The sequence below is a fragment of the Pseudarthrobacter sp. AB1 genome, from assembly GCF_014926485.1.
Lineage (GTDB): Bacteria > Actinomycetota > Actinomycetes > Actinomycetales > Micrococcaceae > Arthrobacter.
Window position 1 is genome coordinate 29133 of the sequence record NZ_PZKO01000069.1, and the last position, 22026, is coordinate 51158.

24 protein-coding genes are annotated in these 22026 nt (G+C 64.2%); 14 read left to right on the top strand and 10 right to left on the bottom strand.

The genetic code is table 11. From position 1 onward, the window contains the following. Positions 1-105 precede the first annotated feature (105 nt). From DAD99_RS19665 to coaE, 3 genes are all read right to left on the bottom strand, one after another. Positions 106-1134: a TerC family protein gene (locus DAD99_RS19665; protein WP_193342889.1), complete on the bottom strand. Its 1029-nt coding sequence runs from the start codon at positions 1132-1134 to the stop codon at positions 106-108. A gap of 227 nt (positions 1135-1361) precedes the next feature. Continuing rightward, the gene (uvrB, locus tag DAD99_RS19670) at positions 1362-3461 is read right to left on the bottom strand and encodes an excinuclease ABC subunit UvrB (protein ID WP_193342890.1); all 2100 of its coding nucleotides are present in this window, start codon (positions 3459-3461) and stop codon (positions 1362-1364) included. Between the two features lie 80 nt (positions 3462-3541). Continuing rightward, positions 3542-4756 carry a dephospho-CoA kinase gene (coaE, locus tag DAD99_RS19675; RefSeq protein WP_193342891.1) on the bottom strand — a complete coding sequence of 405 codons (1215 nt, stop codon included), beginning with the start codon at positions 4754-4756 and terminating at the stop codon, positions 3542-3544. Between the two features lie 58 nt (positions 4757-4814). Between coaE and DAD99_RS19680 the strand changes: the two genes are divergently transcribed. Next, positions 4815-5504, top strand: coding sequence for a YigZ family protein (locus DAD99_RS19680; RefSeq protein ID WP_193342892.1), 690 nt, complete (start codon positions 4815-4817; stop codon positions 5502-5504). Then, positions 5488-6012: a GNAT family N-acetyltransferase gene (locus DAD99_RS19685; RefSeq protein ID WP_193342893.1), complete on the top strand. Its 525-nt coding sequence runs from the start codon at positions 5488-5490 to the stop codon at positions 6010-6012. Before DAD99_RS19680 ends, DAD99_RS19685 begins: the two co-directional genes overlap by 17 nt. 120 nt (positions 6013-6132) lie before the next feature. Here DAD99_RS19685 and rpsA read toward each other — a convergent pair whose 3' ends face one another. From rpsA to DAD99_RS19705, 4 genes are all read right to left on the bottom strand, one after another. Further along, positions 6133-7611 (bottom strand): 30S ribosomal protein S1, encoded by a 1479-nt coding sequence (gene rpsA / locus DAD99_RS19690; RefSeq protein ID WP_185263559.1) that lies wholly within the window; start codon positions 7609-7611, stop codon positions 6133-6135. Positions 7612-7793: 182 nt separating this feature from the next. Further along, a complete protein-coding gene (locus DAD99_RS19695) occupies positions 7794-8750 on the bottom strand; it encodes a polysaccharide deacetylase family protein (protein WP_193342894.1) in 957 nt (318 codons plus the stop codon). A 30-nt stretch (positions 8751-8780) separates the two neighbouring features. Continuing rightward, the gene (locus DAD99_RS19700) at positions 8781-10070 is read right to left on the bottom strand and encodes a GNAT family N-acetyltransferase (protein WP_227008304.1); all 1290 of its coding nucleotides are present in this window, start codon (positions 10068-10070) and stop codon (positions 8781-8783) included. Next, complete coding sequence (locus DAD99_RS19705) at positions 10067-10540, bottom strand: hypothetical protein (RefSeq protein ID WP_193342896.1); 474 nt, start codon at positions 10538-10540, stop codon at positions 10067-10069. Before DAD99_RS19705 ends, DAD99_RS19700 begins: the two co-directional genes overlap by 4 nt. Before the next feature lie 645 nt (positions 10541-11185). Between DAD99_RS19705 and DAD99_RS19710 the strand changes: the two genes are divergently transcribed. The 7 genes from DAD99_RS19710 to DAD99_RS19740 all read left to right on the top strand — a co-directional run bounded on the left by DAD99_RS19710 (position 11186) and on the right by DAD99_RS19740 (position 14056). Next, complete coding sequence (locus DAD99_RS19710) at positions 11186-11644, top strand: Asp23/Gls24 family envelope stress response protein (RefSeq protein WP_185263748.1); 459 nt, start codon at positions 11186-11188, stop codon at positions 11642-11644. Continuing rightward, entirely contained in the window at positions 11641-11832 is a 192-nt protein-coding gene (locus DAD99_RS19715; RefSeq protein ID WP_185263555.1) for a DUF2273 domain-containing protein, read from the top strand. Before DAD99_RS19710 ends, DAD99_RS19715 begins: the two co-directional genes overlap by 4 nt. Continuing rightward, complete coding sequence (locus tag DAD99_RS19720) at positions 11829-12227, top strand: hypothetical protein (protein ID WP_193342897.1); 399 nt, start codon at positions 11829-11831, stop codon at positions 12225-12227. The genes DAD99_RS19715 and DAD99_RS19720 overlap by 4 nt, the downstream gene beginning before the upstream one ends. Continuing rightward, positions 12224-12805, top strand: coding sequence for a hypothetical protein (locus tag DAD99_RS19725; RefSeq protein ID WP_193342898.1), 582 nt, complete (start codon positions 12224-12226; stop codon positions 12803-12805). The genes DAD99_RS19720 and DAD99_RS19725 overlap by 4 nt, the downstream gene beginning before the upstream one ends. A 16-nt stretch (positions 12806-12821) precedes the next feature. Beyond that, positions 12822-13427: a hypothetical protein gene (locus tag DAD99_RS19730; protein WP_193342899.1), complete on the top strand. Its 606-nt coding sequence runs from the start codon at positions 12822-12824 to the stop codon at positions 13425-13427. 81 nt (positions 13428-13508) lie between these two features. After that, complete coding sequence (locus DAD99_RS19735) at positions 13509-13739, top strand: CsbD family protein (RefSeq protein ID WP_193342900.1); 231 nt, start codon at positions 13509-13511, stop codon at positions 13737-13739. A gap of 44 nt (positions 13740-13783) precedes the next feature. After that, positions 13784-14056 carry a GlsB/YeaQ/YmgE family stress response membrane protein gene (locus DAD99_RS19740; RefSeq protein ID WP_193342901.1) on the top strand — a complete coding sequence of 91 codons (273 nt, stop codon included), beginning with the start codon at positions 13784-13786 and terminating at the stop codon, positions 14054-14056. 376 nt (positions 14057-14432) lie between these two features. Here the strand turns inward: DAD99_RS19740 and DAD99_RS19745 are convergent, their stop codons facing one another. Then, positions 14433-15581 carry a hypothetical protein gene (locus DAD99_RS19745; protein WP_193342902.1) on the bottom strand — a complete coding sequence of 383 codons (1149 nt, stop codon included), beginning with the start codon at positions 15579-15581 and terminating at the stop codon, positions 14433-14435. A 66-nt stretch (positions 15582-15647) separates the two neighbouring features. After that, positions 15648-15998 (bottom strand): HPF/RaiA family ribosome-associated protein, encoded by a 351-nt coding sequence (locus DAD99_RS19750; RefSeq protein ID WP_193342903.1) that lies wholly within the window; start codon positions 15996-15998, stop codon positions 15648-15650. 541 nt (positions 15999-16539) lie between these two features. On the opposite strand from DAD99_RS19750, the gene DAD99_RS19755 reads away from it, so the two are divergent. The 5 genes from DAD99_RS19755 (at position 16540) to DAD99_RS22360 (ending at position 21233) form a co-directional block, all read left to right on the top strand. Next, positions 16540-17109 (top strand): RNA polymerase sigma factor, encoded by a 570-nt coding sequence (locus tag DAD99_RS19755; protein WP_193342904.1) that lies wholly within the window; start codon positions 16540-16542, stop codon positions 17107-17109. After that, positions 17106-17699 (top strand): Asp23/Gls24 family envelope stress response protein, encoded by a 594-nt coding sequence (locus tag DAD99_RS19760; protein ID WP_193342905.1) that lies wholly within the window; start codon positions 17106-17108, stop codon positions 17697-17699. Before DAD99_RS19755 ends, DAD99_RS19760 begins: the two co-directional genes overlap by 4 nt. Beyond that, a complete protein-coding gene (locus DAD99_RS19765) occupies positions 17696-18076 on the top strand; it encodes a hypothetical protein (protein WP_193342906.1) in 381 nt (126 codons plus the stop codon). The genes DAD99_RS19760 and DAD99_RS19765 overlap by 4 nt, the downstream gene beginning before the upstream one ends. 740 nt (positions 18077-18816) lie before the next feature. Then, positions 18817-19620: a hypothetical protein gene (locus tag DAD99_RS19770; protein WP_227008294.1), complete on the top strand. Its 804-nt coding sequence runs from the start codon at positions 18817-18819 to the stop codon at positions 19618-19620. A 1286-nt stretch (positions 19621-20906) separates the two neighbouring features. After that, positions 20907-21233 (top strand): DUF3040 domain-containing protein, encoded by a 327-nt coding sequence (locus DAD99_RS22360; protein ID WP_193342907.1) that lies wholly within the window; start codon positions 20907-20909, stop codon positions 21231-21233. Between the two features lie 297 nt (positions 21234-21530). Here the strand turns inward: DAD99_RS22360 and DAD99_RS19780 are convergent, their stop codons facing one another. Then, positions 21531-21755: a hypothetical protein gene (locus DAD99_RS19780; protein WP_185263544.1), complete on the bottom strand. Its 225-nt coding sequence runs from the start codon at positions 21753-21755 to the stop codon at positions 21531-21533. Between the last annotated feature and the right edge of the window lie 271 nt (positions 21756-22026).

Genomic DNA, 22026 nt, shown 5'->3' on the forward strand with positions numbered 1-22026 from the left:
CTGGGCGGCCAGGTCCTACAGGGGCAGATTAAGCCACTGATCCCGGCCGCAATGCGGCCGGGATCAGTGGAAATGCAGTGTGCGTCAACGAAACCCGGGGACAGCCTACTCGGCTTCGCTGAGGCTCTTCTTGGCGTCTTCCTCGAGGCGGGGGTCCAGGTGGGCCGTCTTTGCCTTGGAGCTCAGGAGGCTGGCAATCACGGCAACGATGATGGTGCCCACGATGACGGCCAGGGAGACGAATGTCGGAATCTCCGGGGCCCACTCGATGTGGTTGCCGCCGTTGATGAACGGCAGTTCGTTCACGTGCATGGCGTGGAGCACCAGCTTCACACCGATGAACGCCAGGATGAAGGACAGCGCGTGCTTCAGGTAGATCAGGCGGTTCATCAGGCCACCCAGCAGGAAGTAGAGCTGGCGCAGGCCCATCAGGGCGAACAGGTTGGCGGTGAAGACGATGAACGGGCTCTGGGTCAGGCCGAAGATCGCGGGAATCGAGTCGACGGCGAACAGGAGGTCGGTCAGGCCGATGGTGATGAACACGATCAGCATGGGTGTGAAGACCTTCTTGCCGTCCACCGTGGTGCGCAGCTTGCCGCCGTCGAACTTCTCCGACATGGGGATGACCTTGCGGATCCGGGCGATGAGCGGGTTTTCCTTGTCCTCTTCGTCCTCGCCTTCGTCCTGGGCCTGCTTCCAGGCGGTCCAGAGCAGGAACGCGCCAAAGATGTAGAACACCCAACTGAACTGCTCGATCACGATGGCGCCGAGGAGGATGAAGACGCCGCGCAGGATCAGGGCGATGATGATGCCCACCATCAGGACTTCCTGCTGGTACTTACGGGGCACGGAGAAGCGGGCCATGATGATGATGAAGACAAACAGGTTGTCGATGCTGAGGCTGTATTCGGTGACCCAGCCGGCCACGAACTGGCCGCCGAATTCGGCGCCGGTAAAGAAGAACATGGCCCCGGCGAACAGCAGGGCCAGGGAGACGTAGAACGCAACCCACAGGCCGGCTTCCTTCATGGAAGGTTCATGGGGACGCCGGACGACCAGCAGAAGGTCAATGAGGAGGATCAAGCCGAGGACGACAAGTGAGCCGACCTCAAACCATACGGGTAGTTCGGGCACGGGTAGCCTTTCGCAGGGTACAGAGAATTGGAGTAAGTCTCTCCGGCCAGCTTGTGCACTTGGTGCTGAAATGGCGGCCCGCTACGCCCGGCCAGGCAACTGTGCCTAACGTGTTGACGATCGTAGCGCTCGGGATACTCCCCTACGTGACGTTAACTCTACAGCAGGCGTTCCCGCCTGCTGGACCATGCCCCGAACGCTGTGTGCCGCCGTCGCCCGGGTGTGTCCTAGGCGTGGCCAGCCGCCTGCATCTGGCGGAGCTCTTTCTTGAGGTCACTGACCTCGTCCCGGATCCGCGCGGCCAGCTCGAACTGGAGCTCGGCGGCAGCGCCGTGCATCTGTTCGGTCAGCTGTTCGATGAGGCCCACAAGGTCTTCGGCCGGTGCCGCGGCGAGGCCGTCTTTGCGGACCTGTGCCGCGCCCTTTGCCGCGGATTTGCCACGTTTGGCGCCCTTGGCCAGCCGGTTGTTGTTGAGCAGTTCCTGGGTGTCGGCGTCTTCCTTGGCCAGCTGGTCGGTGATGTCGGCAATCTTCTTCCGCAGCGGCTGCGGATCGATGCCCCGTTCCGTATTGTAGGCCACCTGGATGGCGCGGCGCCGGTTGGTTTCATCGATAGCCTTGGCCATGGAGTCGGTGATGCGGTCCGCGTACATGTGGACCTCGCCGGAGACGTTGCGGGCGGCGCGGCCGATGGTCTGGATCAGCGAAGTTGCCGAGCGCAGGAAGCCTTCCTTGTCCGCGTCCAGGATGCTCACAAGGGACACCTCGGGCAGGTCCAAGCCTTCCCGGAGCAGGTTAATTCCCACCAGGACGTCGAAGACACCCATCCGTAGTTCCCGGAGCAGTTCAACCCGTCGCAGGGTGTCTACGTCCGAGTGGAGGTATTCGACCTTGATGCCGTGGCCCAGCAGGTAGTCGGTGAGGTCCTCCGCCATCCGTTTGGTGAGGGTGGTGACCAGGACGCGTTCGTTCCGTGCTGTGCGGGTCTTGATCTCGTCGAGGAGGTCATCGATCTGGCCCTTGGTGGGCTTAACCACCACCTCAGGGTCGATCAGTCCGGTGGGCCGGATAATCTGCTGCACAAAGCCGTCGGCCTTGCCCAGTTCGTACTTGCCGGGGGTGGCCGACAGATAGACGGTCTGGCCCACGCGCTGCAGGAATTCGTCCCACTTGAGCGGTCGGTTATCCATGGCCGACGGCAAGCGGAAACCGAAGTCCACGAGGTTCCGCTTGCGGGACATATCGCCCTCGTACATGGCGCCGATCTGCGGCACGGTGACGTGGGATTCGTCGATCACCAGCAGGAAGTCGTCCGGGAAGTAGTCGATGAGGCAGTGCGGAGCGGTCCCGCGGGCGCGTCCGTCAATGTGTGATGAGTAGTTTTCGATGCCGTTGCAGAAGCCCATCTGCTGCATCATTTCGAGGTCGTAGGTGGTGCGCATGCGGAGCCGTTGGGCTTCCACCAGCTTGTTCTGGCCTTCCAGGACGGCAAGGCGTTCGGCGAGCTCGTCCTCGATCCGCTTGATGGCCCGGCCCATCCGCTCGGGCCCGGCCACGTAGTGCGAGGCCGGGAAGACGTACATTTCCTCTTCGTCCCGGATCAGTTCGCCGGTCAGCGGATGGAGGGTATGGATGTTCTCAATCTCATCCCCGAAGAATTCGATCCGGATGGCCAGTTCCTCGTACATCGGGATGATTTCCACGGTGTCGCCCCGGACCCGGAAGGTGCCGCGGTGGAAGTCCATGTCATTGCGCGCGTATTGCATGGAGACGAATTTCCGGAGAAGGTCGTCGCGGTTCATCTGCGCACCCTTGCGGAGGGTGACCATGCCGGCGATGTACTCTTCCGGCGTGCCCAGGCCGTAGATGCAGGACACCGTGGCGACCACAATGACGTCGCGGCGGGTCAGCAGGGCGTTGGTCGCGGAGTGGCGGAGCCGTTCCACTTCTTCGTTGACCGAGGAGTCCTTCTCAATGAAGGTGTCCGTCTGTGCTACGTACGCCTCGGGCTGGTAGTAGTCGTAGTAGGAAACGAAGTATTCCACCGCGTTGTTGGGCAGCAGTTCCCGGAATTCGTTGGCGAGCTGGGCGGCCAGGGTCTTGTTCTGCACCATGACCAAGGTGGGCCGCTGGACCTGTTCGATCAGCCAGGCCGTGGTGGCGCTCTTGCCGGTACCGGTGGCACCCAGCAGGACAACGTCCTTTTCGCCGTTCCTGATCCGCTCCGTCAGTTCGGTGATCGCAGCAGGCTGATCACCTGCCGGCTTGAACTCGCTGATGACTTCAAACGGAGCGACAACGCGGTTGATCTCCTGGGCAAGGCTCATGCATCTAATCTACAACCGGGGACCGACAGTGAAAGCCCGGATCAGTTACCGGCGAACGACCCGCCTCAGGGGCAAGGAGTTCAGGGGATGTACGACGGCGGCGCCCAGCCTGTGCGTGCAGCCCAGCCCGCCATGCGCGGCCACGCTTCGTCCGTGAACCACGGTTCCTTCGCCTCCGCGTAAGCCCGAGTCCCGTTGGTACCCGCAAACAGTTCGGCCAAGGCGCGCTTGTGGTCCCCGTAAAGGCTGACGGCCTCCGGATCGCTCCTGAGCCAGTCGCGGAAGAGCAGCGCGTACCGCCACCCGGGCGAGCCGGCTGCCCGGACGTGCAGGTTCACGGCCCGGCCGGGGTCCGCGTTCGCATGAAAACGTTTCTGCCAGCGCTCCGGCTCCGGCTCGGCCGGTTTTGGTGTGTCGAATCCGGTCCCCGGCACGGCTGGGAACCCCGCGGCGGCCAGCAGCGGCGCGATCCGGTCCGCGGCGTTGAGATCCGGCACCGTGACCTGGAGGTCGATCACGTCCTTGGCTGCCAGGCCCGGCACGGCCGTGGAGCCAATATGGTCCACCGCCAGAATGTTATCCGGTGCCGCGGCTGTGACCCGGGATCCCAGCCGTGCAGCCTGGGCCGGCCAATCCTCCTGCGGAGCAGACAATACTGCGGTTCCGGTCCTGGCCGCCCTTGCCCCGCGGTGGATATTATCCGCAAACGGGACCAGCCGCTCTGTCCACAGCCGGTCCACCTGTGCGGTCACGTCAGCCAGCGATCCGGAGTTGTGAAGGACCACGTCAGCAACAGCAAGCCGCGCCTCACGCGAGGCCTGGGCCGCCATCCGCGACCGTGCGTCCTCTGCCGTCATACCTCGGTGTTCGATCATCCGTCCGATCCTGACATCATCGGGTGCGTCCACCACAAGGACCAGATGGAAGCCGCTGCCCTGGCCCGTCTCCACCAGCAGTGGAATGTCCTGGACCACAATAGCGCCGGCCCGGGCTGTGGCGATGATCCCCCCCGCGGCGTCCCGGACCAGGGGGTGCACGATGCCGTTGAGGACGGCCAGCTGCGAGGGATTGCCGAACACCACAGAACCGAGCCTGGCCCGATCCAGCCGGCCCCCGGCGTCGAGCATTTCCGGTCCAAAGGCTTCCACCACACGGGCCAGCCCCGGCATTCCCGGCTCAACCACGTGCCGGGCCAGCGCATCCGCGTCCACCAGCACGGCACCGAGCCCGGCGAGGCGTGAGGCGACCACTGACTTCCCTGAGGCGATGCCGCCCGTCAAACCAATCTTGAGCATCCCACCACCCTAATCCCCACCGCCTCCCTGAATTCGCTGCCCGCACTAGACTTGGGCGGTGCAAGAGCAAGACAGCCGGACCACGGCCTACACCACGCTCGCCTTGGGTCGCGGCTTCCGGCACGAGATCGAGATCAAACGCTCCAGGTTCATTACCGTGCTGGGCCGCGCCGACAATGAGGACACTGCGCGGGACCTGGTGGCCGGCCTGCGCCGTGAGTTCCACGACGCCCGCCACCACTGCTCCGCGTTCGTCCTGGGACCGGACCGGGACATCCAGCGTTCCAGTGACGACGGCGAGCCCTCCGGCACCGCAGGCATCCCGATGCTGGAGGCCATCGTCAAAAGAGAAACAACACCGGGGGTGACGGACCTCAGCGACGTGAGTGCCGTCGTCGTACGCTATTTCGGCGGCATCCTGCTGGGCGCCGGCGGACTGGTGCGCGCCTATTCGGAATCGGTGTCCGCCGCCCTGGAACGCGCACCCCTGGTCCGGCGGAGCCGGCTGAGGATCTGCTCGGCGTCAGTGCCGCATGCCGCTGCTGGACGGCTGGAGAACGATCTTCGGGCGGCCGGGTTTGTGATGGCGGAAACCAGCTACGGAGCGCAGGAGACGATCCTGCGTCTGGCGGTGCCCGACGAAGCTGACCAAATCACTGCAGCCACCGAACGCGTGCTGTCGCTTACCGCCGGGAGAACCGGGCTCACACCGGCCGGAACGGAGTGGATCGATGTCCCGCTCCCCTGAGGTCCGGCTGGCACACGTCGACGAACCCATGCAGGAGCGGCTGCTGGAACTGGCGCAGCGGGACGCGTCCGCGGATGACGTCACGCCGCCACTTGGCAGCGGGACGGGCTGGAACGCGGAACGCATCGACTGGTTCGGCGCCTATCACCGGTCTGCGGCCGCGGGCCTCGACGGACCGGTCTCGGAAAAGAGCTGGGCGGTGCTCTGCGACGGCAACCCGGCCGGTTCAGTCAGGCTCAAAAGGATTAACGACGGAACGGCCCAACCCGGAACTGCTGAGACAGGCATCTGGCTGGGCCGCGGTTACCGTGGCCGCGGTATCGGTGGAGCCGCGTTGAGGCTGGTATTGGCGGAAGCCCGACGCACCGGACTGCACCAGGTGGTGGCCCATACCGCGGCAGGCAACATAAGCGCCCAGCGGCTCCTCACCGCCGCCGGCGCGGCCCTGACGCACGACGACGATGGCACGGTGAGTGCCGTCGTCGTACTTTCTACCCACTGGCAGTAGGCGCACCAAAAGGCTCGTTGGGGAAGATCAGGCGCCGGCCGTTGGCCGGTTAAGCACAACGGGCCCCTGCGAATGCAGGGGCCCGTTGTGCTGGCCCGGGAAGCCCCGGGCCGGTGGCAATTAGTTGCCGGTCAGCTTCTCGCGCAGAGCTGCAAGAGCCTCGTCCGAAGCCAGGGTACCGGCCCCGGTGTTGGACTCCGCAGCAGGCTCGGAGGAGTAGCTGGTGGTGCCTGAATCGCTGTCACCGGACGTTGCAGCTGCAGCGTCGTCGGCAGCGTGCTGGGCAACCTGCTTCTTGTGTGCTTCCCAGCGGGTCTGGGCATCAGCGTACTGCTGCTCCCAGACGGCGCGCTGGTTCTCGTAGCCTTCAAGCCACTCGTTGGACTCCGGGTCGAAGCCCTCCGGGTACTTGTAGTTGCCTTCTTCGTCGTACTCAGCGGACATGCCGTAGAGAGCCGGATCGAATTCGGTGGACTCGGCGTCAACGCCCTCGTTGGCCTGCTTGAGGGAGAGGGAGATACGGCGGCGCTCGAGGTCGATGTCGATGACCTTGACGAACAGCTCGTCACCAACGGAGACAACCTGCTCAGCCAGCTCCACGTGGCGGACTGCCAGTTCGGAGATGTGCACGAGGCCTTCGATGCCGTCTTCGACGCGAACGAACGCACCGAACGGAACGAGTTTGGTGACCTTACCCGGTACAACCTGCCCGAGGGCGTGGGTGCGGGCGAAGGTCTGCCACGGATCTTCCTGCGTAGCCTTGAGCGACAGTGAAACGCGCTCACGGTCCAGGTCGACTTCGAGAACCTCGACGGTGACTTCCTGGCCAACTTCGACAACCTCGGACGGGTGGTCGATGTGCTTCCAGGACAGCTCGGAAACGTGGACGAGGCCGTCTACGCCGCCCAGGTCCACGAAGGCACCGAAGTTGACGATGGAGGAAACAACACCGGGACGGACCTGGCCCTTTTCCAGCTTGTTGAGGAACGTGGAGCGAACCTCGGACTGGGTCTGCTCGAGCCATGCACGGCGGGACAGCACAACGTTGTTGCGGTTCTTGTCCAGCTCGATGATTTTGGCTTCGATCTTCTGACCGATGTACGGAGCGAGGTCGCGCACACGGCGCATCTCGACGAGGGATGCGGGCAGGAAGCCGCGCAGACCGATGTCGAGGATAAGACCACCCTTGACAACCTCGATGACGGTACCGGTGACGACGCCGTCTTCTTCCTTGACCTTCTCGATGTCGCCCCAGGCGCGCTCGTACTGAGCACGCTTCTTGGAGAGGATCAGGCGGCCTTCTTTGTCTTCCTTGGTGAGCACCAGGGCTTCGACGAGATCGCCAACGGAGACAACGTCTCCGGGATCAACGTCGTGCTTGATGGACAGCTCGCGGGAGGGGATGACACCTTCGGTCTTGTAACCGATGTCGAGCAGAACTTCATCGCGGTCGACCTTTACGACGGTACCTTCGACGAGGTCTCCGTCGTTGAAGTACTTGATGGTGGCGTCGACTGCTGCGAGGAAGTCCTCAGCGGTACCGATGTCGTTAATGGCGACTACGGGGGTACCGGGCTTCTCGGTGGAGGTGATGGTCATGTAGTAGGGGCTCCGTTGTGGATAGTTAGTCGGTCAGGCAAACCGCCGCGCCCGCGTTTATGGAACGCAGGCGCAGGTCTTCGGGCGATCACAGGGATTTTCCGGGTCTTCCTGATTTTTGGATTTTAGAAACTTGCACGTAGCACGCGCCCACTTATTCTAGTCGCTGCGGCCAACAGGGGTCAAAGCGCAGGCAGCACATCTGCCAGCCGGGCAAACGTGGTGCCGCCGCCCTGCAGCCGCGGCAGCGCCTGCCGGAACCCGGCCGCTGTGCCGCTGCCTGGCTTGTTGAAGTGCGCAATGACAATGTCTCCCGGTCCTGCGGCAGACAACGCGACCGCTGCCGGCGCGAGCGTGGCACCGGCGTCGGCGTTGATGCTGAAGTTCACTGGCAGCATGCCCAGGCGACGGGTCATCGCGGCCGCCACGTCGTCGTAGTAGGCCGTGCCTGCCCGGAAAAAGCGTGACGGCCGCCCTGCCGCTTCCAGGAGCACATCCTGGCACCTCGTGAGCTCGTCATAAGCGTCGGCGACGCCCGCGGTGCCGGCGATGCCGTAGGCGGATTTGCCGGAGACCGACAGCGGCCGGTGAAGCCAGCCATGATTGGCCAGTGCAAAGAGCGGATCTTGCCCCAGCTCGGCGGCGAGGGTGCGGTTCGCCTGGATCCAGCGCGCGTTCACAAAAAGGGTGGCCGGAGTACCCAGCCGCCGCAACACGGCTAGTAAAGCTTGGTCAACGCCGGATCCGCCGGGGCCGCCGCAGGCATCCAGGGTGATGACGGCCTGGCGGGCCGGCGACCTGGTGACCACTCCCGTCACCGCCAGGCCCCACTCGGTGGGCCGCCTGCCGGCAAATTCTGCCACGAGCTGGGCTTTCGACGGCGGCTGCACTACTGCCGGCGTCGCCGGGAGGGGCTGGGCTGGGCCCGGCTCATCCCCTGCTGGCATATCCTCTGCCGGCGCAGCCTGCCCCGGGGACACTGCCCCGGCCAGGTCCTGTTGTTCAACCGGTACGGCCGGCCATCCGGTCCCGGGTGCGGTCTGTGCAGCACACGCCGACACCGCGGCGAGCACGCCCGATGCCAGGCCAAAGACCATTGCCCGGCGGCTGGTCAGCCCCGGCACGCCAGTATCCCCCATGGATGTGTCCTTCGGATGAGGCAGGAGCCCCTAGAAGTGGGTCAGGCAGTGCGTGGCACGCTCAACCGCAAACATGCCACGAGCCTGGAGCGCCGCGCCCTGCTTGTGTTCGCGGATCCGCCCAGCTGCCGCCAGCGTAACCGGGCAGACCGCACCGAGATAAATTGATGACAGGGCTGAGACGTCCAGGGTCAGGTCAGCCGGTTCCTCCGCGTCGAGGCGTACGACCGCGGCCTCGCCGGCTCTGACCTCCAGGGCGTAAGTCCCAGTCGTCAGGCCAAGCGGATCATGCACGGCCAGGACCAGCCGCCCGTCCACCGGATAGCGCCGGGCTTCCAGTGCCTTTTGGATGTCCAGGATGCGGAGCCAGAGCATGTCCCTGCCGTCCGCGGATTCGATGCACCGCGGATCGGCCAGCGCCCAGGCCAGCGGATCGTCGACCGGCGCCTCGGCCCACGTCACGCGTTCCACGAGGTCGATGGCGGCCAGGAACTGCCAGAGCTCCAGGTACGCGTGGTTGGTGGCGGCCACGAGGTCCACCACTTCGACGGTGTAGGGCTCGGTGTCCCAGCCCAGGAATTTGTAGGAGACGTAGCCGTCCACGGTGTTGCCGGGTCCGTAGTGCAGCGCCACCTTGACGGCGGGATCCTCCTTGCCGTCCCGGCCCAGGGTTCCCGAGGCGAGCTGGCGGTACCACTCCTGGCGGCCGATCGATCCCGGAGTCAGGCGGTGCACGCGCTCGAAGACTTCCGGGGCCAGGTCGAGCAGCACACGCGGGTCCGCGATGTCCACGGCGCCGACGGCCTGGTGGTTGAGGCGAAACCGGGCAGTGGTATCCACTTTGACGGTCCGTTCGAAACTGGCCACCCCATAGCCGAAGCGTCCGTAGATGGATCCCTCTGACGCAGTCAGGGCTGCCATCGCCACGCCATCGTCCTTGGCCATGGCCAGGTCCTCGGACATCATCCGGCGCAGCAGGCCGCGCCGCCGATGCGAGGTCCGGACCGTCACCGCGGTGACAAGCTGGGTTTTCAGCAGCCGGCCGAAACCGATGTTAAGCGTTTTGCGCAGGGTGCCGAAGGTTGCCACCGGCACCTCCGCGGGGAGCGACCCCGGCGCGACTTGCCTCGTCTGGTAGGCGCCAGTGAAGATCCGTTGGTCAACTGAGTAAGTCTCCAAGGACTTCGCAACATGTTCCAGCGTCCGTGTGGGGTCGTGGAAGCCAAAGGCCACCGCCTTCACCCATGATTCGGCGTCGGGATACCCCGCCTCGCCCTTGGCTACCGCCATGAAGCGCCGGATTTCATAGTCATCACTCAGTTCAGCCACACCGCCGAGCCTAGCCAATGAATCCCGCGCCTGGCCAGCAGCAACTCGCGGGTGCCGGCACGAAATGGCTCAGAGCCGTCGCACGGGTTGGCGCAGGATGGTTTTGAGCTTTTCCGGTGCCACCCTACGGACGTCGAGAGGCCATCGTCGAGGGTCTCAAGGCGGAGCAGGTCCAGCCCCGGAACGTGCCTCGCCGCCGCCTTCGCGATACCGTCCTGCACCTCGCCGGCGCTGATCCAGCCCGGCTGCGGGATCATCATGGTCCACTTCCAGTCTTCCTTTTCGCCACGGGTGAAGGCGTCAGGATCATCCGCAGTCCAGAGACCCTCCAACGGCCCGACGACGTAGTCCCGGCCTGAGTGCCTGCTGGCAAACTTCACGGCGTAGGACACCGAGTACAGCGCTTCCAGGGCGGCGGCGTAGGCGGGAGCCGTCCCCGGATTTCCCTGCCCGTCCAGCATCAGGTAGGGGTGGCTTGTGAAAAAGTGAAATATCCGACGCTAAGGTTTGGCCGGGTGGCGTAGTGGCCTGTGTTGGCCGGGTTTGATCTCCGCCCGCTGGTTTGGCCGGGTGGCGTAGTGGCCTGTGTTGGCCGGGCTTGGTCTCCGCCCGCTGGTTCAGCCGCTGGGTGATGGGCGGCGCCATCTCCGGCCGTCCCGGGAAGTGCGCGACTCACTCACCCACACCACCGAAGAGGGAGGGTATGAACTTCTGGGACACGGCGATCGGGAGGATTTCACGGATATCGGGGCAGATGGAATTCATTCAGACCTCCCTGGACCGGCGGGGTTCTGATCTGCCGTAGTTAAAACCGTTTTCCCGAACCGACCGGAGCTGCATCTGGTGTACAGAACGATCTAACAGGGGCCTTATATCCAAGGTTCCAGTCAGTCAGCGAACCGCACTGCCAACGGCAGTTCGCGGCATCATCGCCAGCGACGTCAGTGTGATCCACATCACTCCAAATGTGCCGTGAGGTTTGCGGAGGCGGGAGCGTCTTAAGGGTATGGGCATCATTACCGATGGCCGGCGGATCTTAGGAGTGATTTGTTGTGACAACTCAACCGCAGGGAACCTCGTCCCCGACCCCTTCTCCGGAGCCAGAACTGGGCCCTGATGCCTCACGGCGTGGCGACGCGGGCGCGACCCCGACGGGGCCGGACCGCGGGCGTGGCACCACCACCATTGTTGACAGTGTGATCGCCAAATTGGCGGGCCTCGCGATCGCCGATATCCCCGGCGTCTATGCCTTGGGCGGCGGCGCCGCCCGGGCGCTGGGGTCCATCCGGGAAGCGGTCGGCATGGCCGACGTGACCCAGGGCGTGTCCGTGGAGGTGGGCCAGACGCAGGTGGCGGTCGACCTGGTCCTCGTCGCGGAGTACCCGCATCCGCTCCAGGACGTCGCGGAGGCTGCCCGTGATGCGGTGTACCAGGCTGTCGAGGATCTTGCGGGCATGGAAGTCACCGAAGTCAACGTCACCATCACCGACATCCACATCCACAGTGAGCAGAACGACAGTGATGAGAGCACCACAGAGACGCCGAAGGAGGTCCGGGTCTCATGACCGCAACGGTCAGCGGCATGGCCCTCGGAGCGACGTTGGCGATTTCCGGGCTGGCCTTCGGGTTCTGGGGTTTCCTCTTCGTTGCCCTCCTCATGGCCATTGGCGCCGTGCTGGGCCGGGCTGCTGAGGGCCGGCTGGATCTGGGCGGCGTGATGAACGCCCTGCTTGGCAAGAGTTCCTCCTCATGAGCGCGGACCCGGCATCGGCCCGGGCACCGCGGCATGTCTTTAATGTTGTGGGTTCCCGGGCAGGGCACACCAAGGTCACTGCCCGTGCCCTGACAAAGGTGATCGAGGTGATCGCCGCCGACGCCTTCGACATCCCGCCGGACAGGGTCACGGTGGACATCCAGGATGCGAAGGGCCGCCTGGGCATCAGCGCCGCAGTAGCCGTTGTTGTCCCCTCCCTGTTGCAGGCAGCACACCGGGGTCCGTACCCTACAGACGAGACTGTCTATGCGCGCGCCGCGCGGGCCCGGTCGGTGATCATCGACCGCATCGGCCAGGTGGCCGGCGCTGACGTGGACCGCGTGGATATCACCGTCCATGGCATCCACCGGCCACCGAAGGCCAGGGTCCAGTGAGTACAGGGCGGCAAGTCCGGCGGATCGGGCGCCGGGAACTGCATTCAGCCCGGGCCGTGGCATCCGTGATCGTTGCCGTCACCCTGATCATCGTGCTGGTCTGGGTCGGCACGGAGACCGTGCTGTCCGCGTTTGGGCAACGCCCGCTGCTGGCCGCGCCGTGGCAGATGGCCGAGTGGGCCGCGGGACTGGCCGCCACCACCGCGCCCGCGGTACTCGTCGCCTCCGGCCTGCTGATGGCCCTGGTGGGTCTGGTGTTGATCCTGGCAGGGGTCCTTCCGGGGCGCAGGGCACGCCATCAGCTGGCCCGCGACCGGGCCACTGTCATCGTCGATGACGCGGTGATCGCCGCGGCACTGTCGAAGGTCGCACGTCAGCGCGGACGCCTCGTTCCCGAACAGGTCACCACCACGATCAGTGCCCGAACGATCACCATCCTGATCCGCCCCACCTCCGGGATAGCTCTGGACAGGGATGGTATCGAAAAATTCGTGCAGGCCGAAGCAGCCCGCTACGGCCTGCACCCCGGTCCCCGGCTCGCCGTGCGGGTCAGCGAACAAGGAGCGGTGGGAGTATGAAAGAGGCGCTGGAATTATGAACAGCACCAACCGCGGGCTGAACCGGTTCCTGCTCGCCATCCTCGGGATCGTCGTGCTCGCGGCTGGCGTCCTCACCAGCTGGGCCGGGGCCGCGCCGGTGCTGGCACGGCAATGGACCCGTATCGGGCAGGACGCTTTGGCCTGGACCCGGCAGCAGCTGCGCGCGGCACCAATCCCCGGCACGGACACCAGCTGGTGGACCGCGGCATCCCTGCTGGCCGTGGTGCTCGCCCTTGTGCTGCTCGTGTTCTGGATCCGCTCCCAGGGCGGAGGTCACACCCGCAGGATCGGAACCCACGAGGACGCCGGCCGCGGCGCCACGACCGTGGACGTCTCCTACGCGGCTGAGGCCATCACCGATGCCACCGCAGGCAACGACCAGATTCTCTCCACCACAGTCACGGCCTGGAGACTCAAAGACTCTGATGCGCTGAAAATCAACGTGCAGGCCAGGCGCGGCGCCTCGCCCGCCGACATCGCAAGCGCCATGGAGGTGGTCATCGCAGGACTCGATACCATCCTGGGCGAGCAGGTCCCGGTCCTGGTCCACATCGGGTCCGGCCCGCGGTCCCGCTTCGCCGGCCCCGAGCTGGTCCACTGACCGGCGGCAGGACCCCCGCACCCGCGCACAGACACGGGACAGCACAACAAAAGGCACCAAATAGGAAAAGGACACACGGCCATGGGCATGAACGACAAGGCACCGAACGAATTCGAAGATAAGGACGGGCCCGCCAGGGACGCGGCAGGGAAACTGACCGGGGACCAGGACCTGGGGAAGGAGGGCCAGAAAGACCAAGCGAAAACATCCCTGAAAGACGCCGCCGAGAAGGCCAAGGACGTGGCCGGTGACATCGGGGAGAACATCAAGCACGCCGCACAGAAACTCAAGGAAGGCTTCAGCAAGAAATAGCCGGCCCGCACGCCGGTCACTGTATCGCTGGAAGGAGACGCGCCATGGGCATCCTCGCGTTCATCATCCTCGGGCTGGTCAGCGGAGCCCTTATCAAGGTCCTGATGCCCGGGCTGGTCAGCGGAGGCTGGCCAACCAGCCTCGCCCTGGGCGTCCTCGGGGCGCTCCTGGGCGGCTGGCTGGGCTCGGCCTTGCTCGGAGCCGGATTGGGCACATTCTTCGAACCGCAGACCTGGTTGCTGGCCGTGATCGGTGCAGGCGTCCTGGTCCTGGCCTACGGTGCCGTGAAGGGCCACCCTCCCACCACACGCCGCTGAGCTGAAGGAGAACACCCAAGAGCCCCGTGTCAGTGGCGGTTGGTGTGTAAACGGCAACTTTAAAATGACCGGAGACGGAGAAGCCGACTGACCGTACCCTTGAATTCCAGCGGTCAAACCAACATGCCGCACCCAGTCAATCCTAAGTTCAAGAGACAGAAGCATCTGGGGGCGGTTCCGGTGAGATGTTCCTGAACCAGGAGCACCGCCCGGCCGCGTCCCAATGGACCCTGCACGGGAAGAGCCACTAATCTTCGGGACCGCTGTCTGCTGTCAGCGCAAGTGAAGACAGCGAAAAGCCCCGCAGTACGCGCGTCAGTGATGCGGGGCCTCCCTGACAACCGCTCCGCCGGATGGTGGAGATGCGCTTTGTGGTTCAGTAACGCAGGAGAGCTACTGCCTCGGTTTCGGTGGGGAGTTCCTCCGATGACATTACGTGGACGTCCCCTCCGTGTTGCAGTGTCTCGATTGCAGCGACGCCTAAAAGATCTTCTCCCGAGGATTCGAAGTCGGGTCCTGCCTCAAGTTTGTCAGCCTCGCGGTCGTAATGTCCCCAGATCGGCTCGCCGTCGTGAAGGAGTAAAGTGCTGATCCGTCCCTGGTGTGACGCCCGCACGATGTCCGCGATGTCGTTTGTCGCTGTGGGCTCGCCCCGGCCCAGAAGTTCAGCTGCGTTGTTTAGAGCCTCCACCCGCCCGCTATCCAACCGCCCTTGCACCTTTGGGTAAGCGAGACTGTGAAGCTCTGAAGTAGCGAGGGCGTTCGCGTTGACCTCCACGACTCCTGCCAGGAACTGGCCAAGGTCACTCGATTGCTGGAAATGCCCACCAATTTCAGCGTCCGCGACGAGTACCAGGGGTTGGGGGCTCGCGGAAAGAATATTTTCAGTAGCCTTGGCCACCTCCGCTACGAATTCCTGGAGGCGCGTTTTCCTGAAATCAGGTGGGCTGTCCCCGTATACCTGTGCGTTCGGGATATTGGCTGTCCCTACATTGGGACGCGCAGGAGGGCTGGCCTGCACCGGGTTTTCATAATCGTTTTCCACCGACGTTCTCTCCGGAAGGGCGACGGTTCTGTCCTCAACGAGTTGGTAGCGGGACGCGCTGAAGAGGGTGGCTTTATCACCCGTCACGGTCAGGACGGAGAAATGGCCGTCAGCCGCCAGTATGGGCAGCAGAGGCCTTATGTGGAATTTTCTGCCTACAACTACGAGTTCCTCGAAATTAAGCGGAACCCTGTATTCACGCGTTTGATTTTCGTCGATGAATAGAGCCAGCCCAGTGCTCTGGTGCTGCCAAAAATCGCGGTCTTCCGAGAGGGCTGTGGCGGGCTCCAGGATGGTAACGGCGTCTGCTTCGGACAGGCCGGCCATAGTGAGTCTTGACTGGGCGTCGGCGAGCAGGTTCTTCAGGCGGATGGGATCCTGCCGGACCTCTTTTCCGGTGGGATGGGTCGGCATGAAAATCGAGACCGCAGTAGATGATTTGCTGGCTATCAGTCGAGTCAGATCGGTTTGGGCGAACAATTTAGGTCCTTTCACAGAGCGTGCTTGGTACCACTTCATTGGTGAGCAGATTCGAGGACTTGAGTGTTAGGAGGCTCCAGGCCCTCCCATCGGCTGGTTTCCTTTGCGCCTATCGAGTTTGCCCATCTTGCTGTCGAGCAGACTGGAGAGTTTGTTTGCTGCTCCCGCGAAGGCTTCCGCCAATGAGCCTGCGTTGTGTGAGACAGCCACCGGTTGCTGTCCGGCTACCCGCGCCTCGATAGTGCAGCGTTTGTCCCCACCACCGGATTTGTCCGCGTTTTCATCGACCAGATGTACCTCAACCCGGGTGAGCTGATCGGCGAATCGCGACAGCCTGCTACTGACAGTGGATTCGATCTCGCTGGTTAATTGTTCGCTGCCTTCGACGCTACTGTTTGTGCTGACCTGAATTTGCACGGGCGTTCACCTTCTCTCGCTTTCGATAACAGGAAGGACCAGTGGCGAATACTGGGTGAGGCGATCCGCCCGGTACCTGTTTGCGGGCCCTCGCTGATGATTGGTGATCATTCGATCCTAGGGCGGAGGGAGGGGGGTGGCCAGCGGTAGAGCACCCTTCCTCACGAGCACAGCAATGAAGCCGCCCCTGGCAGCACGCCCTCGATCCATCCCGTGCATCCGGACAGGGATGCCGGTTGGCAAGGCGCTGGAGGTCAGTCCGCGCGGCATATCGGGAGGCCGTTCGCATTCAGGCATGGTTGGGTTTTGGTTGGTTCGATAGGGGCAGTGGGTCCGTGAAGGCTGCGAGGTAGCGGAGACAGTAAAGGCTAGGTGAGCCCGGAAGGCGGCCCGGGTTTAGCCAGGAAGGATCATAATCCACGCCGCTGGGCACCGGAACATGCGGTGAGCACTTGTGGACCCGTCCCGCCAAGACCAGGAGGGCCCACGAAAGGACCTGGCATGTCTGGTCCCGCGGTTTCGGTGACGGTAGCGTGTTCCCATGAGTGATCCTGTTGGTGGAAAGAGCCGGCTGTGCCACGTCCCGGATGAATTGCTGGCTGAACGTGCCGGCGACGGGGACGTGGTGGCCTTTGAAGTGCTGGCAGCCCGGCATGCCCCGGCGATGCGTGCCTACGCCCGCAGGCTCACCGGCTCCCTGGCCGACGCCGACGACGTCGTCCAGGAAGCCTTACTCCAGGCATGGAAACACCTCGACACCCTCCACGACAAAGCCGCCGTGCGGGCCTGGCTCCTGCGCATCACCGGAACCCGCGGCATCGATACTCTCCGGCGCCGCAAATACCACCCACCCGGCACGGCCCTGATCGACGCCCCCGATCCGGCACCGGGTCCGGAAGGGGCAGCCGAGCTGAACTCCGAAGTCGCCGCGATCTCCCTGGCCCTGGCTGTTTTGCCCGAAGAGCAGCGCCGGTGCTGGGCCATGAAAGAGATCGGCGGAATGTCCTATGAGGAGATAGCCCACGCATTGAACATCACCCCCACCAGCGTCCGGGGCAGACTTGCCCGGGCCAGAGCCGCGTTGCTAAAGACCATGGAGGACTGGAAATGAGTGCCCCCACCGGCGGTACCGGCTGCGGACGCAGCATCGAAACGCTCGCCAGCTACCTCGACACCGGTACCTCCCCCGACGCAGCGCACATCTCCTCCTGCCCCCAATGCCAGGCCGGACTGGCCGCCCTGCGTCAGCTCAACAGGCTCACCGGCGAACTCCTGGCCCACGACCTAAGCATGGCTGTGGCGCCGGAACAGACCTGGCTGCGGGAGATCCTGGCCAATCTGCGCCTTGAGACCCGGGCCGGGCGGGCCATACCGATCAGGGCGGAAGACCACAGCGACGAACTCTCCCAGACCGAAGGATCGGTCATAGCCCTCATCCGCAACGTCGGAGACACCATCCGCGGGGCAACCATCGGTAGTTGCCGCCTACGCGGGGACATCACCGTAGCCGGCGCGCCCGTGGACCTGGACGTCCGGGTCTCCGCCTTCTACGGCTACCGGCTGCCCGCCATGGCAGAGCGGCTCCGCAATGAAATCGGCACCGCCCTTGCCACCCACACCGAACTGAACCTGCACACCATCAACATCACCATCACGGACCTGCGCACGCTTCCAGGCCACCCGGAAGAAGCAAACCCATGAACACCCCCGAACATCTGAAGCGCCTGATCCTGGACGTCCCCGGCGTCACTACCCTCTTCACACCGGACCCGCAATGGCCCCGCAACCCCGGCATACTGGCTGGCACGGATGGCCTGACGGACCCAACCACTCCGCTCAGCACCCGGAGCGGCGCCACCAGAGTGCAGGTCCGCGTCGGCGTTGACGATTCCCGCCCAGCACCGGAGCTGGCCCGCAGCGTCGCCGGATTCATCCGCCACCATCTCACCACGGGCCCCTCCGGTACCCCTGGGCCCATCACCATCAACGTCCAAATAGGCCTCATCACCAGCACCAGCACCATCGCCGCCGCTTCCGCCGATCTGGCCACGACGTCCGGGGACCAGATTCCCGACTGAATGAGCCCGGGCCTGAGCCGATGGCACATCAGCCAGGATTCCCGGACTGATCATTGGACGACGGAACAGGGATCAGGGGCGGCTTTGGCCGGCTTCGCGCAGGGACTGGGCCGCGTCCAGAATCCGGCGGGGCAGATACGCAGCACTGCTCGTCGCTGAGCAACACCGCACGGGCTGCTGGCGAACCACGCCCCAAATCGTGGATCGTCGTCATCGCGCACCGAAGATCCTCCCACAGGCATGGATCTCCGGGAAGACCTCCGGGTGCATGTTCACACCGTCCGGGGCGGTACGCCTTGCGCGGAGGTGTGCTTCACGAAACATCGGGAAAGGGACGGCATCAGGCTGGTCCCTCCCCCGAGGTGTTGGGATCGTCCCCGGCATAACATGATCCCACGGGCGTGGAGGCCGAGGTGGCAAGGGTTTTGCGAGGGCTCTTGGGGCAGGCGGTTGAAGTCCTCGCCACCGGGCCGCGACCATTCACCCCCACGGCCGCCGTGGTGTCTATGAGCTGCGGAGGCCGCAGTTCTCAAGTAAGGCCGTTCTCGATATCCTTCGTTTTCGGGAACGAAAGCTACGGGGCGGCAGGAAGATGTCGCGGCAGGGGACCCCGCCGTGCCCAAATGAGTCAGGGCGCGGTATTCCCGCCCCCTATTAAAACTTCTACGCTAGGAACACTGGGTATGGTTCCTATTCCGAAGGGGTTGTAAGTGATGCGAAAAGTTCCTGCGCTTGGATTGATGACGGCAGCGATGATTGCCTTGGCCGGATGTACCGGCGGCGGGGGGACCTCCGACCCATCCGCCACGACGGCAACAGCTACGGCCACCGAATCGGCACAAGCCAAGGTCTACAGCGAGGACGAACTCCGGACCCTGATCTCCGGCATGACCGATGCCGACGGCAACGAACTGAAGCTTTACTCCAAAGAACAGGTGAACCAGGGCGGGAACATCGCCAACCTGCTCATGAGCACCGCCACTGTGGACCCCAAGGACTGCAAGGACATTGCCGCGGCGGGGCTGCTGGACACCGTGGAGAACGGTACGGTGGCCGTCGCAATTTCCGGGGGTGACCAGCCGCGTACGCTGTCCGCCCAGTCAGGCAGCCAGGACCCGGATGCCGTGAACGTACTGCAACAGATCAGCGGCAAGATGGACCAATGCGCCCAGTTCTCCGTGGCGGCCCTCGGCCAGTCCTACCAGGTCTCGTCCAAGGAACTGCAGGCCAACACGGATGCCCAGATGACCTTCGCGACGGTCAGCACCCGCAGCGGGGGAAACCAGGGGAAGCTGATGCAGGTCTCGGCTGCCCAGGGAAGGTTGCTGGTCGTCGCCACCAAGGGTGGGACCAACCTGGGGGACCAGGACCAAAAGGAACTCGAAGACCTGATCAATAAGGTGCTCCAAAAGGCCCACACCGGAAGCGGAACCTCCAGGCCGACGTCAACCAGCAGCGCCTCACCGGAGGATTCAGCATCACCCACGGCCACCGAGTCGGAAAACAACGAGACGTCCTCGCCGTCACCCACGGCCACGCGCTGAGGACAACGCGCGAAGGGCGGGCATAATCAGCGCCTCGTCAACCTTTCGGCCTGCCGCTTAACCGGATCGTCCCGGAGCTGAGGGAACGGCTGAAAGCGCGGCAGTACGGTCCCCGTCCTCTCGGTGCCAGCACCGCTGCGGCGGGGCGGCCCTCGTATGGTCGTGGACGAAGCAGGGTTCGGCCTTCGCTTCCATGCGGCACGTCCTCCGGCCCTACATCATCAATCTGGCACCCTCATCGCAGGGATCAACGAGGACCGGGGTCAACGCCAACAACTGCGGGATGGAATGAACTTCAGGGAGACTGAACCCAGGGACGTGTGTGCCTAACTCATCGACGGTGCAGCCTCGAGTGGCCGGCCAGATATCTTGCGTTTGACTACACGGGGTTTGGTGCGTTGTCAGCGCGGCGGCAGAAGGTTATGGAGGATCTCACCGCTGAAGTTGGCGAAGGCTGCGCTGAGGCGTTCCGGGGTGCCGGGCGGTCAGCGAGGGTTCGCCCCGGGCGGCCCGGAAAATGCGAATGAAGGAAAACCGTTAGGGATCTTCCTCGAAAAGCAGTGCGACTTCGCCGATGTGGGACCGCAGGGCGTTGTGCACGCCGAGGTAGCCGCAAATTTCCTGGAGGACTCCGTCGGCGTTTTGGAGCGCAGAACGATTCCGGGGCCGTTCGGGTGGGTTTTGAGTTCGTCGAAACAGGACTCGATTTCCCAGCGCCGCCGTAGAGACCCTGCCGGGTCCTGTACCGGTGCTGCGTCCGGGGCCACGAGGGTGGTGATAACGCGGAAATCACCGGTGTTTTACCCGCTGGTGACGGCATGAGCGCCTCGATCAATTCCTCCAGACGGGACGCTATAAAGGACCGGGGCGGAGCATGGGGCACCGTATGCGGGCGTGCTCGGGAATGCACGGTCTCCCGTAGGCCCGTCCGCAAGCTCCCAGCTCGACCTTTCGCTTTTTGACGTGATCGTGAGTTTCATGGATTTCTGCAGCTTCACCCCCTGCTGGCAGTCGAGCCGCATCCCAACCGGACTGAGCATCTTGGGCCGCAAAATCCGGCTCCCTCCGGTGGGCATGTCAAGGCGCCATGGCCTGGTCCCGCCCAGGCCTTGGCCGGGTGCGTTGGTCTCTGCGGGGATCCAGGCCAGGCGCCGTGAAACTCAGGAATCGGGATCCTGACCATATGGCTGGGGTCGGTGAACGGGCCGATAATGAAAGGAACGGGCCTGCCGGCCGCCAGGCTATCCAGCTGTACGCGCCGACCACGGCGGGCAGGAGGAACGGCAATGGCACTATCGGATTTTGAGCGCAGACGCCTTGAGGAACTCGAACAAGGACTGCTCCACGACGCCCCGGATCTGGCCCACGTTCTGGAATCGAGGTGGTCATCCCACCGGCGCTCAGCACGCAGGGTCTTGGGCGTTCTAGCTCTGATCGGCGGCTTCGCACTGGTAGTAGTTGGAATCGCCGCGCAGCTTGTAATCGTTGGGATCAGCGGTTTTCTCCTGATGATTGCTGGCACTACAAGTTACTTCGCCACCCATCAGGGGCCCCGGGGCCATCCTCAACGCCCGGGCAAACCACCGAATGACAAGCGCTGGCCGACTCAGTAGCCGATGTGCTGCACCTCGCATTTGTTCGGTGCCCGGCTCTACCTGGGAACGTCCCGGGTGGGCCGCGATGGTGGCCAGGGGGCGGGGCCGGGGCCGGGTTGGCCCAGGTGAACAGTCCTGAACAGCCGATGCGAGTCCCTTGGTGTCGCATGTGATTACGGTACCAAGGACTTGACCACCGACAGATACGCGACTGCCGCACCCCTGGCAGGAAACCTGGAACAACACCCAACCGGCTCACACGATGACCACCGCACTTCCCAACGTTCATCCGCTCCGGATCAACTTTCAGGAGTTTTACCCTCCGTCGCTCCAACCGGCGGTTTGTGAATACCGGGCGAGCACGCTGCCGCTGCCGAACTCAGAGCTGGCCACTGCGCTGAAGCGGATCACCGCCGATCTGGCCCCTGCCTCGGCCAGCGCAGCGCCGGCACTAACCAAGGCTTCCCCCAGTGAGGCTCCATCCACCGCGGAGCGGATGCCGGCAGTCTGCTTGATGGTGTACTCAACGTAGTAAGGCATGACGGAAGCATCGCATACTCACGCGGCCGAGGTCATTCATTGTTCCCTGGACGTGGCACCTATCGCGGCGGCAGCCACACTCCCCGCCGAGGGCCATCCGACCTGGGCACCACCCCCCGCAAACAGTTCCCCGGCCCGGCGCTGGAGGTCCACCCAGCAAAACACCAAGCCTTCCTGCAGATCTGCCTCGAGAGGCGGGGCCGGACTGATCATAACGAGTCCTGGACCCGGTCAGAGCCAGGAGAGTCAGACTGACAGCCATCCATCTACC